At 71.5% G+C, this 13,089-nt stretch carries 11 protein-coding genes; 2 read left to right on the plus strand and 9 right to left on the minus strand.

What is annotated here, in order from left to right; translation table 11 throughout:
* Nucleotides 1–41 precede the first annotated feature (41 nt).
* The 5 genes from ngcE to AC5P1B_RS19885 all read right to left on the minus strand — a co-directional run bounded on the left by ngcE (nt 42) and on the right by AC5P1B_RS19885 (nt 6,251).
* Nucleotides 42–1,478: an N-acetylglucosamine/diacetylchitobiose ABC transporter substrate-binding protein gene (gene ngcE / locus AC5P1B_RS19865; RefSeq protein WP_493888650.1), complete on the minus strand. Its 1,437-nt coding sequence runs from the start codon at nt 1,476–1,478 to the stop codon at nt 42–44.
* Between the two features lie 429 nt (nt 1,479–1,907).
* Complete coding sequence (locus AC5P1B_RS19870) at nt 1,908–2,732, minus strand: carbohydrate ABC transporter permease (RefSeq protein WP_493888651.1); 825 nt, start codon at nt 2,730–2,732, stop codon at nt 1,908–1,910.
* A complete protein-coding gene (locus AC5P1B_RS19875; RefSeq protein WP_493888833.1) occupies nt 2,729–3,649 on the minus strand; it encodes a carbohydrate ABC transporter permease in 921 nt (306 codons plus the stop codon). Before AC5P1B_RS19875 ends, AC5P1B_RS19870 begins: the two co-directional genes overlap by 4 nt.
* Before the next feature lie 23 nt (nt 3,650–3,672).
* Nucleotides 3,673–5,100: an extracellular solute-binding protein gene (locus AC5P1B_RS19880; RefSeq protein ID WP_493888652.1), complete on the minus strand. Its 1,428-nt coding sequence runs from the start codon at nt 5,098–5,100 to the stop codon at nt 3,673–3,675.
* 41 nt (nt 5,101–5,141) lie between these two features.
* Nucleotides 5,142–6,251: a carbohydrate kinase family protein gene (locus AC5P1B_RS19885; RefSeq protein ID WP_493888653.1), complete on the minus strand. Its 1,110-nt coding sequence runs from the start codon at nt 6,249–6,251 to the stop codon at nt 5,142–5,144.
* 231 nt (nt 6,252–6,482) lie between these two features.
* Between AC5P1B_RS19885 and AC5P1B_RS19890 the strand changes: the two genes are divergently transcribed.
* Together AC5P1B_RS19890 and AC5P1B_RS19895 are read left to right on the plus strand one after the other, a co-directional pair.
* On the plus strand, nt 6,483–7,244 hold the full coding sequence (locus AC5P1B_RS19890) for a DeoR/GlpR family DNA-binding transcription regulator (protein ID WP_493888654.1): 762 nt from the start codon (nt 6,483–6,485) through the stop codon (nt 7,242–7,244).
* A complete protein-coding gene (locus AC5P1B_RS19895) occupies nt 7,241–8,575 on the plus strand; it encodes a 6-phospho-beta-glucosidase (protein WP_493888655.1) in 1,335 nt (444 codons plus the stop codon). Before AC5P1B_RS19890 ends, AC5P1B_RS19895 begins: the two co-directional genes overlap by 4 nt.
* Nucleotides 8,576–8,640: 65 nt before the next feature.
* Here the strand turns inward: AC5P1B_RS19895 and AC5P1B_RS19900 are convergent, their stop codons facing one another.
* From AC5P1B_RS19900 to AC5P1B_RS19915, 4 genes are all read right to left on the minus strand, one after another.
* Nucleotides 8,641–9,282, minus strand: coding sequence for a histone deacetylase (locus AC5P1B_RS19900; protein WP_493888834.1), 642 nt, complete (start codon nt 9,280–9,282; stop codon nt 8,641–8,643).
* Between the two features lie 97 nt (nt 9,283–9,379).
* Entirely contained in the window at nt 9,380–10,135 is a 756-nt protein-coding gene (locus tag AC5P1B_RS19905; protein ID WP_493888656.1) for a 2OG-Fe(II) oxygenase, read from the minus strand.
* An 87-nt stretch (nt 10,136–10,222) separates the two neighbouring features.
* On the minus strand, nt 10,223–11,812 hold the full coding sequence (locus tag AC5P1B_RS19910; RefSeq protein ID WP_493888657.1) for an AlkA N-terminal domain-containing protein: 1,590 nt from the start codon (nt 11,810–11,812) through the stop codon (nt 10,223–10,225).
* Between the two features lie 422 nt (nt 11,813–12,234).
* The gene (locus AC5P1B_RS19915; protein WP_493888658.1) at nt 12,235–13,068 is read right to left on the minus strand and encodes a sugar phosphate isomerase/epimerase family protein; all 834 of its coding nucleotides are present in this window, start codon (nt 13,066–13,068) and stop codon (nt 12,235–12,237) included.
* Between the last annotated feature and the right edge of the window lie 21 nt (nt 13,069–13,089).

The raw sequence follows: 13,089 nt of genomic DNA on the forward strand, positions 1-13,089 counted from the left end.
CCGATCCCAGCCCATGGGCCCCGCCGCCGACCGACGCACCATCAGACGTGCTTGTACTTCTTCACCGCGTCATCCTTCGCGGTCTCATCGGCGTACTTCTGGCACTTCGCCATACACTCCGCGGGCGTCATCCGGCCCGCCATCATCTCCCCCAGCGCCGACACCCCGATCTTCTCCTTCTGCAACGTCACATACCAGTCCTGCAACCGCGGGTTCACCATCTTGTCCGTGCCCGCCTTCTGCCACAGCTCCTGCGCCGACGCCAGCCCCGGACCCAGCCGCAGCCCCTCGGTACCACCATTCAGCGATGACAGCGACGACACCTGCTTGATGAAGTTCCGCGTCGACTTTTTCCCCAGCATGATCCGCAGCAACTCCATACCGCCCCGCGGGTTCTTCGCGTTCCGCGGCACGATGAAGGGCTCACCACCCGACGCCCAGATCGTCCCGAATGGCATCTTGTCGCCCGAATCCAGCGACGACGGCGCAGCCACCGCCATGTCGAAGCCCTTGGGCGTCGTCTTCTTCGTCTCGTTCTCCACCCACGAACCGTTCGGCAGAAAGAGAACTCTCCCTTCGTTCCACGCCACCTGCGACTGCGTGTGGTCCATCCCCGCCGTTCCCTTGAGGATGTAGCCCTTCTGCTTCAGCTCGTAGTACGCCTCGAAGGCCGCCTTCACCGCCGGGTGCTTCCACGCGTTCGGCTCCAGATTATCGATCGCCTTCAGCGTGTCAGGCCCGCCGATCTTCGCGATGAACGGATACAGGCTGAACGACAGGTAGTACGGGTGCTTCCCCGGATACGTCCACCCGGCGATCCCCTTCTTCTTCGCCGCCGCGCACACCTTCAGCATGTCGGCCCAGGTCTCCGGGTACTCCCAGTCGTTCTTTTCCAGCAGCGACTTCGAATACCACACCCCGTAGATCGTGTACGCGTAGTACAGGACCCACACCGGATCACCGTCGAACTGCCCCATCTCCACGACACCCGGCCGCAGCGTCTCCCGCACCGTCTTCTTCGGGTCATCCAGCGACGGCGCGTCCAGCAACTCCGTCAGATCCGTCAACTGGTCCTTGGAGACCAGCGTGCCGAAGTCCATCTGCTCGGCACCCGAGTTGTCGATCAGGTCCGGCGGCGTCCCGCCGTTGAACCGCGGCTGCAACTTCGCCTGGATCTTCTGCGTCGCTGAATGCTTGATCTTCCCCTTCGTCTTCGGGAAAGCCCGCACGAACTCCGCCTCGGCGTCCTTCGCGTACTGCTCGCCGAACCCACCGTCGAAGATGACGACGTCAAGACCCGCGCCCTCATTCACCGCGAGCGGATTCTTCGCCGTCTTCTTGCCCTTCTCGACCTGCTTGGTGGTGTTGCTCCCGCTCGCCGCACAGGCACTCAGCGCGGCGATCGAGGGAACGGCGATGAGACCAGCGGCGGTGGCACGCTTGATCAGGTCGCGACGGCCGACGTCGTCGAATGTCATGCTCACGTTCTCGCCTTCTCCGGGCTCCGGCGGTGACCCGGCTTTGGGTAAGGATTCGCTCAACGTCGTGGGCAGGTCCATGGACGCCTGCTCGGACCTCTTGGACAAACGCATGTACGGTTCCGCCGCGCCGGTCGTGACAGGCACCGCACCGGGGCATGTTCGTCCGCCGTCCCTCTCCACGGTGATCGCTGCCGTCCGCATGGACGAATGATCGCCCCCTGCGCCCTCCACGAGCGGCACTGGACGCCGACGCCTCCGGTATCTCGCCGGTTCGGCCCATGCGGTAGCCCAGCGGGGGGCGTCCGCGTCCTGCTCTCCCGCGCGGCGCGCGGACGCCGGACAGGCTGGAGACCCAGTCTGTCCGGCGTGGGGGCGGGGTCCCCGGTCCGAGGGCGGGACCAGGGATCAAGGGCCGGGGACCGGGGGCTATTCCTTGACGGCTCCGCTGAGCATGCCCTCGATGAACCTGCGTTGCAGCGCCACGTACACCACCACCACCGGCAACGCGATCAGCACGGAAGCTGCGGCGAGCAGAGCCGTGTCCGAGCTGTGCTGGCCCTGGAAGAACGCCAGCCCCAGCGGGACCGTGCGGTGGGCCTCGTCGCTGACCATCACCAGCGCCATCAGGAACTCGTTCCAGGTCCACATGAAGACGATGACGACCATGGTGGAGATGGCGGGGCGCCCCATGGGCACCAGCACCCGCCACAGTGTGGTCCAGCTGTTCGCGCCGTCGATGCGCGCGGCCTCGATCACGGCACTGGCGCTGCCGCGGAAATACGTCCGCATCCAGAACACGCCGAACGCCAGGGACTGTGCCGCCTGCGGGAGGATCAGCCCCCAGTAGGTATCGGTGAGTTCGAGGTGGCGCAGATCGAAGTAGAGCGGGATAACCAGGGCCTCCTGGGGCAGGGCCAGCCCGAGGACGAAGAGGTAGAACAGCACGGTGGAGCCGGGGAAGCGCATCACCCCGAAGGCGTACGCGGCGAGGATCGCGAAGACCGTGGTGATCGCGACGACGGCCAGCGTGACCAGCACCGAGTTCCGCAGGTAGGTGCCGAAGTGGCCCTTGCTCCAGGCGTCGGCGAAGTTCCCCCAGCGCAGTCCGCCCTCGGGCAGTGAGAACCCGGTGTTCAGGGAGGACTGCGGGCCCAGGGCGGTGGAGAGGATGCCGATCACGGGGGTCAGCGAGACCACGGTGAACAGCGCGAGGATGCCGTAGGTGAGGGTGCGTTCCCAGCGGGAGGTCATGTCCGCCGCCCTTCGATGAGCCGGGAGATGGTGGCGGTCAGCGCGAAGATGAGGACGGTGAGCGCCACGCCGATGGCGGCGGCCGAGCCGACCTGGTTGGTCTCGAACGCGCGGTGGTACACCTCGTAGGCGGGGACGGAGGTCGAGTTGCCGGGGCCGCCGCTGGTGGTGATGTAGATGAGGTCGAAGTTGCGCAGCCCGGCCACGATGGTCAAGGTCAGCGCGACGGCGATCTGTGGCCGCAGGCCGGGCAGGGTGACGGCGAAGAACTCGCGCACCGGGCCCGCCCCGTCCAGCCGCGCCGCCTCGTACAGTTCGCGCGGGATGCGCTGGACTCCGGCCAGGAAGAGCACCATGCACAGCCCTGTGCCGACCCAGGTGCCGACGACTCCGACGGCGGGCAGAGCCCAGGAGTAGTCGCCGAGCCAGGGCCGGGTGAGCCCGTCGAGGCCGATGGCGCTCAGCGTGTCGTTGAGCAGCCCGTCGGGGGCGAGGATGGAGCGCCAGGCGACGCCGACGACGACGAGCGCGAGCACCTGCGGCAGGAACAGCACAGTGCGGAAGAACGTCATGCCGCGGACGCGGATACGGGACAGCAGGGTGGCGAGCAGCAGACCGATGGCGACGGGCAGCGCCGAGTAGAACACCAGCAGGATCAGCGCGTGCGCGAAGGGGGCGCGCAGCGCGGGTTCCGTGAGGAGGTCGCGGTAGTTGTCGAACCCGGCCCAGGTGGCGGCGGACAGGCCGTCCCAGTGCAGCAGGGAGAGCCATACCGCCTGGCCGAAGGGGAACAGGAGCAGCGCTCCGTAGAGGGCGACGGCGGGGAGGATGTAGAGGTAGCCGATGGCGCGTGGCTCGCCGGGGGCCCGCCGCCGGTACCGGCTCGGCGCGCCTTTCACGCCTTTCACGCCGTACATGCCCTTCACGCCGTGGATGCCCTTCACCGGCTGTCCCGGCGTTCGGCCGTCGCGGCCGCTTGTTGGCGCTGTTTCTTGATGAAGGCGGCGTAGTCCTTCTGCGCGGTGGCGGCGAAGCGGTCGGGGGAGGTCGTGCCGCCGACGACGCCCTGGAGTCCGGCGGAGAGCGTGTCGTAGAAGGTGGGTGTGGCGTAGTCCAGGTAGGGGACGAGGCCGTCGGCCTTGTTGAGCCGGTTCCAGCCGTCGATCATCTGACGGTCCACGGTGCCGGGTGGCACCTTCGCCGCGGCCTTGCCCGGCACGGCGGGCAGGACGCCGTGCCGGGTCATGACGTCCGCCGCGTGTTCGCTGGTGATGTGGTCGAGGTAGGCGGCGGCGACCTCGGGGTGCTTGCTGCGGGAGGTCACCGACCAGGCCAGGCCCTGCCCTCCGGTGGAGACCGGGCCGCGCCCGGCGGTGGCCGGGGGCGGGGGGATGAAGCCGAGCTTGTCGCCCATGGACTTCTTGAGGTCGGCGAGCTGCCAGGTCCCGGTGAGCAGGTACGCGCCGTCCCCCGAGGCGAACTTCTTGGCCGCGTCGTCGTAACCGAGCCCGTTGGCGCCCTTGGGCAGGTAGCCGCGCTTCATCCAGTCGGCGAGGGTCGCTGCCGCGTTCTTCGTGCGCGCGTCGTCGAACCTGCCGCCACGGCCGAGTACGGCGTCGCGGACCGGCGCGGCGCCGGACTGGTTCTGGAGGACGCCGAAGGTGTGGATGGCCGGGTACTTGTCCAGGTTGCCGAACTGGATGGGCAGTTCGCCGTCGCGCTTGAGGCGGGCGAGCCCGGTGGTGAACTCGTCCCAGGTGGTGGGGGCTTTCAGCCCGCTCTTGGCCAGCAGGTCCTTGTTGTAGAAGAGGCCGACGAACTCACCGGTCTGGGAGATGCCGTAGAGGCGGCCGGTGCCGAAGTGGCGGCCGTCGGCGGAGACGCGGTTGAGGTTGAGAAGGGTGGCCGGGTAGCGGGTGTTCCAGTCGTAGACGCCCGCGTAGTTGTCCAGTGGTGCCAGCAGCCCGGCCTGGACGAAGGCGACCATGTCGGGGTAGCCCTGGTTGGCCTGGACGACGTCGGGTGGGTTGTTGCCGGAGACGGCGAGTTTGAGCGTGGCCTTGAGGTCGGTGAACCCGCGTGCCACGCGCTTGATCCGCACATTGGGGTAGGCGCGCTGGAACTCCTTGTTGAGCTCCTCCAGTTGGCCGTTGGTACCGCCGCGTATCTCCTGGTCCCAGACGGTGAGGGTGACCTTTCCCGCCTTGGCCGGGTCGGGTATGGCGGTGGCCGCCCCTCCGGCGCCGCCGGTGGCGCCGGAGCCGACGGTGCCGGGCACACAGGCCGCCGCGAGCAGGGCCAGCCCCGCGAGCGCGGCGGGCCAGACTATGCCGCGTGCCCGGGTCGCGCTTCCCCTTCGGTTCCGCATGGAGGTCTCCTTCGCAGCCGTGGAGTGAGCGCCGGGCACGCTCACGCGCCCCGGAAGCCGATGGTGGGCAGGGCCCGCAGCCGGGCGCAGTCGCGCAGCCCGGCGGGGATCAGGTCGTCCAGGAAGCGGTAGCGGCGGGCGACATCCGGATCGTACGAGCCGACGCTGTCCGGCGACGATGCCCAGGCCCACCAGGCGGCGATCTCCGGCCACCCCGGCGCGGAGAGGGAGCCGCCGAAGTGCTGGACGGACAGCGCCGCTGTGAGATTGGCGAAGGCCAGCCGGTCGGCGAGCGGCCAGCCCGCGAGGGTTCCGGTCATGAATCCGGCGACGAACACGTCGCCCGCGCCCGTCGGGTCGAGCGCGTCGACGACGAGCCCGGGTATCTCCGCCGACTCCCCGGTCAGGGAGTCCACGGCGATGGCGCCGTGCGGGCCCTTGGTGACCACGGCGATGGGCACGATGTCGGCCAGTGCGCGCACGGCCCGTTCCGGACTGTCGGTGCGGGTGTAGCGCTGCGCCTCGGTCGCGTTGGGCAGGAAGGCGTGGCAGTACGCCAGGTCGGGCAGGGCCGCGGTGTCCCAGCGGCCGCTCTCGTCCCAGCCGACGTCGGCGAAGATCTTGCTGCCTTGAGCGTGGGCCTGCCGGACCCAGTCCTCCTGGCGGCCTGGTTCGAAGGCGGTGACGCAGGCGCGGGAGGGCGGCAGGAAACTGGTGATGGCGGGCGGCGGCGCGGGGTGTTCGTGCGTCACCATGGTGCGTTCGCCCTCGTACGCCATGGAGACGGTGACCGGCGAGTGCCAGCCCGGCACCCGGCGCGAGGCGGAGAGGCCGACGCCTTCGCTGTCGGCCAGGCTCTCCCAGCAGTAGTCGCCGTAGATGTCCGTGCCGAAGGCGGCGGCGAGGGTCGTGCGCAGCCCGAGCCGGGCCAGGGCGGTGGCCATGTTGGCGATTCCCCCCGGGCTCGATCCCATGCCGCGTGCCCAGGACTCGGTGCCGCGCACGGGGGCGTGGTCGAGCCCGGTGAAGACGATGTCCAGGAAGACGGTCCCGGTGAGGTACACGTCGTACGCGGGGTCCCCCGGGGCGCGCACCGCCGCCAGCGGGTCGAGGGTGCTGGCGGGGGGCCCGGAGTTTTCGGCAGCGGTCACTGACGCGCCCTTCCTGTTCCGTGCGGCCTTTCCCGGGAACGCCGTGGTGGCTCACGGGTCGCTCGGCCGCGGGTGCGCACGCGGCGTTGGCACGCCGCCCAGGGGCCGCGTTGTCGTCGCCGTGGCGTGTTCACCACGTCATGTGACGGAAACCTTGCACCGAGGAAGGCGCTTAGTGCAAGAGTTCAGTCAGAGTCGCGCAATCTCGCTCACGTGCAGTACGTTGCCATCATGTTGCGAGAGACCCGGCACGAGAAGCTGCTGAGCGTTCTCGACGCGGAGGGCGTCCTGCCGATCAAGGAGATCGCCCGGCGGCTCGGGGTCAGCGAGGCCACAGCACGCAGGGACCTGGACGAGCTGGGCCGCGCGGGCCGCCTCACCCGCGTCTACGGCGGCGCGGTCGCCGCCGCGCGGGTGGGCGACGAGCGCCCCTTCGACGAGGCGGAGGTGGACGATCTCACCGACAAGACGGCCGTGGCCCGCCGCGCCGCCGAACTCGTCGAGGACGGCGACGTGGTCCTGCTCGACATCGGCACCACCACACTCCAGCTCGCCAAGCTCCTGCGCGGCCGCCCCGTCACCGTCGTGACCAGCAGCCTGGCTGTCTTTGACGAACTGCGCGACGACCAGACGGTGACGCTGGTCCTGCTCGGCGGCCAGGTGCGCCGCAACTACCGCTCGCTCGTGGGATTCCTCACCGAGTCCAGCCTCACCCAGCTGCACGTCGGCCGGGCCTTCCTCGGGGCGAGCGGCGTGCTGCCCGACGGCGGAGTGCTGGACAGCACGCAGGTGGAGGTGCCCGTCAAACGGGCGATGCTCACCGCGGCCCGGCAGGTCGTGCTGCTGGTCACCGAGGGCAAGTTCCCCGGAGAGACCGGGCTCGCCCGGGTCTGCGGGCCACGCGACATCGACACCCTCATCACCAACGACACCTCCGACCCGGCGACGCTCGCCGTGTTCCGCGAGGCCGAAGTGGAGGTACTGACCGTATGAGGCTGACTGTGCTGGGCGGCGGCGGGTTCCGCATGCCGCTGGTGTACCGGGCGCTGCTCGACGACAGCGGCGACACCGCCGGACGCTGCACCGAACTGGTGCTGTACGACACCGAGCGGCGGCGCCTGGACGCGATCGGCGCGGTCCTCGCCGAGCAGGCGGCGGGCCGGGCCCGCGCCCCCGCCGTGCGGACCACCACCGACCTCGACGAGGCGTTGCGCGGCGCCGACTTCGTGTTCTCGGCGATCCGCGTCGGCGGCCTCGAAGGCCGCACCCGCGACGAGCGCGTACCACTGGCCGAAGGCGTCCTCGGGCAGGAGACGGTCGGCGCGGGCGGCGTGCTCTACGGGCTGCGCACCCTGCCGGTCGCGGTGCGGATCGCCGAGCGGATCGCCGCCGTCGCCCCCGACGCGTGGGTCATCAACTTCACCAACCCCGCCGGAATGGTGACCGAGGCCATGCAACGCGTCCTCGGCGACCGGGTCATCGGCATCTGCGACTCGCCGGTGGGCCTGTGCCGCCGCGCCGCGCGGGCGCTGGGCGCCGACCCCGAACGGGCGGGCTACGACTATGTCGGCCTCAACCACCTCGGCTGGCTGCGCGGAGTGACCATCGACGGCCGGGACCGACTGCCCGACCTGCTCGCGGACGAGGTCGCCCTCACGTCCTTCGAGGAAGGCAAGCTGTTCGGCGCCGACTGGCTGCGCGCGCTCGGCGCGCTGCCGAACGAATACCTGCACTACTACTACTTCAACCGCGAGTCGCTCACGTCCATCCGCGAAGCCGCGCAGACGAGGGGCGAGTTCCTGCGCGAGCAGCAGGCCGCCTTCTACGACACGGCCGCCGCCGCGCCGCACGGTGCGTTCCAGGCGTGGGAACGCACCCGCCTTGAGCGCGAGGAGACGTACATGGCCGAGAGCCGCGAGGCGACCGGCGGCTGGCAGCGCGACTCCTGCGACCTGGACGGCGGCGGCTACGACCAGGTCGCGCTGGCCCTGATGCGGGCCATCGCCCGCGACGAACGGACCACGCTCATCCTCAACGTGCGCAACCGGACGGCCGTGCCGGGGCTCGACGGGGACGCCGTGGTGGAGGTGCCCTGCATCGTCGACGCGAGCGGTGCCCACCCGCTGGCCGTCGGCGCGGTCGAACCCGGCCAACTGGGGCTGATGCTGTCCCTCAAGGCCGTGGAGCGCTCCACGATCGAGGCGGCGGAGAGCGGGTCGCGGCACGCGGCGCTGCGCGCCCTGGCCCTGCACCCGCTCGTGGACTCGGTCAACGTCGCCGACCGCATCCTCCACGCTTCAGGCGCCGCACAGGGCCGCGGCTGAGCAGCCCCGGCCGTCGTGCCTCATAAGTGGCCGTCGTGCCTCATCAACGGCCAGGGCCCGGGCGGTCAAGGGGCTGCCGCGCCCGGGATCAGGGCCGTGATCTCGCGTTCCGTCCAGTGCCCCGCCGCCCCGGGACACCCGGCCAGATAGCGGGCGGCGCGCGCCACGTCCCAGCCGTGCGCCTCCATCAGCCCCGTGGCCAGGTGCCGCAGATACGGCGCGGACGGCGCGTTCAGCGGCACGTCGCCGACGCCCCAGGGGGCGGTGAACGTCAGCAGCGGCAGGCCCTCCAGCACTCCCGCGCTGACCAGCGTCTCGTACCGGCCAGGGCCCAGTGCCAACCGTCCGCGGACGGGCACCCCGCTCAGGTCGAGGTCGCGGCCGGGCCGCCGGTACATCTCCTGGGCCACCAGGTCGGAGAACTGCGACAGGGTCAGCAGATACGCGCGGGCGGCCGTCTCTCCCGGGGCGTCCGGATCGTAGAAGGCCGGGCCCCCGGTCCACACCTCCGACTCCGTCGCGAAGTACAGGCAACCGGGCAGCGTGACCGGCTGGCAGCGGCCCGGCGGCCGGGGATCGCGGCACCCCGGGTGCCGCCGCGAGCCACCTGGCGGCGTGCCTCCGACGAGGTAGCTGGACAGCCGCCCGGCGTGCAGGTTCGATCCGTACGCCACGTACCAGACGTCACGCGCCCCCGAGCCCGCCACCGTCGGCGCGGCGGCATCAGCGGGCGCGGCGGGCGCGGGCGCGAAAGTGGCCGCTGAGGCGTCCTGGCCCTTGTCGTCAGTCACCCCCGCCACCCGCTCAGGCCGCGTCATGGAAGACCAGGCCGAGGGTGTGCCGGGAGCCGGAACGCACCGCGCTCACACCGTGCCGTACGGGCGAAGCCGACCAGCCCCGTGCGGAGCGCACCGGCCGGTCGCGCGTGGTGAAGATCAGCCCGTGGCCCTGCCGCAACAGGGTGGCCATACCGCGCGACTGGGCCCGAGGCCGCTGCTCAACCAGCAGGAACTCGCCTCCGGTGTGGTCCACGCCCGGCTCGTTCAGGCCGATGACGACCTGGAGCGGGAAGACCAGGTCCCCGTACAGGTCGCGGTGCAGCGCGTTCCAGTCACCCGCCCCGTAGCGCAGCAGGATCGGCGTCGGCCGGGTCTGGCCCGCGCGGTGGCACACGTCCAGCCACTCGTCGAGGGTGTCGGGCCAGGGCGCGGGCTTGTCGAGTTTGGCGGCCCAGTCGCGGGCGATGGGCAGCAGGCGCGGGTAGAAGGCCGCCCGGAGCTCGGTGATGAGCTCGGGGAACGGGTGGTCGAAGTAGCGGTACTGGCCGGAGCCGAAACGGTAGCGGGCCATGTCGATCGTCGACCGGAAGCGTTCCGGCTCGTCGTACAGCCGCGCCAGGAAGCGGCACTGGTGCGGAGTGAGCAGGCGCGGGGTCAGCGCGCAGCCGTACTCGTTCACCTCGTCGGTAAGTGACGGCCAGTCGGCCTGTGCCACCAGCGCGGCCGGACCGGCGGCCACCGTATCGCGGGGCGTGGTGCTCGTCGTGCTCGTGCTGCTCATGGTGTCTCCAGAAGGGTGTGCGGTGGGAAGCGTACCGGTGACGGGCGGCGCGCTGGGGCCGGGGCGCGTGGCCCGGGACCGGCCGGGTCACTCGCCGGGCGCGCCCGCGTGCGCCAGGTGCCGGGCATGACGGCCGGTCCCGGGCGGCTCGGCGTCGGGTGTCTCGGCCGCCGCCCACAGATGGTGCGTGGCGTACGAGCGCCAGGGCCGCCATCCGTCGGCGGCGTGCGGCGCCGCTCCGGCCCGCTCCAGCGCCGCCGCGACGACGGCGTCGCCCGTGGGCATGACGTCGGGGTCGCCGAGGGCGCGCATCCGGAGGTAACCGGCCACCCACGGACTGACACCGCGCAGGGTGAGCAGGGCCTGTTCGGCGTCGTCCCGGTCGGCGCCGGGACCGAGGCAGAGGGTGCCGTCGGCGAGCGCGGTGGCCAGTGCGCGGAGCGTCTCTCGCCGCGCCTCGGGCAGGCCGAGTTCCCGCAGCGACGCTTCGGCCAGGTCCCCGGCCTCGGGGAACAGATGCGTCAGGCCTCCACTGGGAGTGGCCAGCGGTTCGCCGTAGGCGCTGATCAGGGTGTCCCCCAGGCGGCGCGCCGCCGCCTGCGAGGTCTGCTGTCCCAGCACCGCGCGGATGGCCAGCTCGTGGGGCTCCGCCGAGCCGGGGGCGCGCAGACCCGGCCGCCGTGTCACCAGCGGGCCGAGTACGGCGGAGCCGCCCAGCCGTTCCGCTACGGCGTAGGGGTCCGCGTCGAGGTCGAACAGGCGCCGCATCCGCTGGCTGGCCGTGGTGAGGTCGCGCAGCTCGCACAGCTGGAGGCGGCACTCCAGCCAGCCGTGACCGCCGCTCTCCTCGCGGACCTCGGCGATGCCGCCGCCGTTGGGCAGCCGGAGCGTGCGCCGGTAGAGGCGTGCGCCGCACTCCCCCGTCATCTCCTCGACCCCCGTGAGGCAGCGCCGCTGGAGGTAGTCGAAGATCTCCCGTCCGGCGAAGGCGCCACGGTAGGCCAGGCGCAGGGGGATGCCGCGCGGCCCGGTGCCGGACGGCTCGGTGGGCGCGGTGGCCACCGCTGAGCGCGTGCCGGGGGCGTCGTCGCGTGCCACGGGCCCGTACCGTGAGGCGCGCCCGGGGCGGGCCAGCCGCAGTTCCGTCGGCGTGCTGGCGTAGATCTCCCTGATGGTGTCGTTGAACTGCCGCACGCTGGCGAACCCGGCGGCGAAGGCGATCTCCGCCGCCCGCATCGGGGTGGTCTGCAACAGCACCCGTGCGGTGTGCGCCCGCTGTGCGCGGGCCAGTGCGACGGGCCCCGCGCCCAGTTCGGCGGTGAGCTGCCGCTGTACCTGCCGGGCGCTGTACCCCAGCCGTCCGGCGAGACCGGCCACGCCCTCGCGGTCGACCACGCCGTCCCCGATCAGGCGCATCGCCCGGCCGACGACGTCGGCGCGCGCGTTCCACTCGGCCGACCCCGGCACGGCGTCCGGGCGGCAGCGGCGGCAGGCCCGGTAGCCCGAGCCCTGGGCGGCGGCAGCGGTCGGGTAGAACCGCACGTTCTGCCGCTTGGGCGTGATCGCGGGGCAGCTGGGGCGGCAGTAGATGCCGGTCGTGGTGACGGCGAAGAAGAACTCACCGTCGAACCGCGCGTCCCTGCTGCACACCGCCTCGTATCTGCTCTCCTCGTTCATCACGCTCTCCACTATGCGCCGGTCACGCCCGGGGTGCTGGCGGAAATCGGACGCGGCGTTCAGCGCCCCGGCGCTCGCGGGGCACGGCATCCGCCGGGGGCGCACCCCGTACGCCGCCCTGTGGCCCGCGGCCGCCTGTCACCCCCTACGGTGGATGGCGGACCAGCAGCCTCAGCAGGCTCCTGACCTGCATGCCTTCCTTCCGCTCCAGATCGTTCAGGGGGACCGTGCACCGCAAGGTCGGCCGGTGCGCCGACGGCGGTGAACGCGTCGATGAGCCGGTGGGCGGTCGCCTCGACGCCGGGGGCGCAGTCTCTCCACGCGCCGCGTGGTGAAGACACCGGTCATCAGCCGCCGCATCCGGGCGTGCTGGGGCGCGTCCATGCCCAGGGTGCTGGTGGGGATGGGCACCCGCCAGGGCGCTAGATCACGTGCGCCCGGTAGCGGTCCAGGGTCTCGGCCAGGACCTCGGAGCCGTCCCGCGCCCACAACGCGGGGTTGAAGATCTCCACTTCGATCGGCCCCCGATAGCCCGCGGCGTCGGTCACCTCTCGGAAGTGCCGCAACGCGATACTCCCTTCCCCGAGTTGGCCCCGCCCCAGCAGCACCCCCTCGGGCAGGGGCGTCACCCAGTCGGCGAGCTGGAACGCCGCGATGCGCCCGGCGCGGCCCGCCCGCGCGATCTGCGCGTCCACCGTGTCGTCCCACCACAGGTGGTACGTGTCGACGACGACTCCGACCTGCCGGGCCGGGAAGCGTTCCGCCAGGTCGAGCGCCTGGGCGAGGGTGGACACGACACAGCGGTCGGCGGCGTACATGGGGTGCAGCGGCTCGATGGCCAGTCGTACGCCTCGCTCGTCGGCGTACGGGGCCAGCTCGCCGATCGCGTCGGCGATCCGTTCACGGGCGGCGGGCAGATCACGGCTGCCGGGCGGCAGGCCGCCGGAGACCAGGACGAGGGTGCCGGTGCCGAGGGTGGCCGCCTCATCGATCGCCTCCCGGTTGTCGGCCAGGGCTCGCGCCCGTTCCGGCGGAGCCGACGCGGTGAAGAAGCCGCCCCTGCACAAGCTGGTGACGGTCAGCCCGGCGTCCCGGACCAGCTTGGCGGTGCGCTCGACGCCGTACTCGCGCACCGGAGCCCGCCACAGCCCCACGCCCGGCACGCCCGCCGCGACGCAGCCGGCGACCAGCTCGGGCAACGACCACTGCCTGACGGTCTCCTGGTTGAGACTGAACCTGCGCAGATCCTTCGTCACGGACCGACTCCTGTCACTGAC

Source organism: Streptomyces sp. A01 (assembly GCF_059026195.1).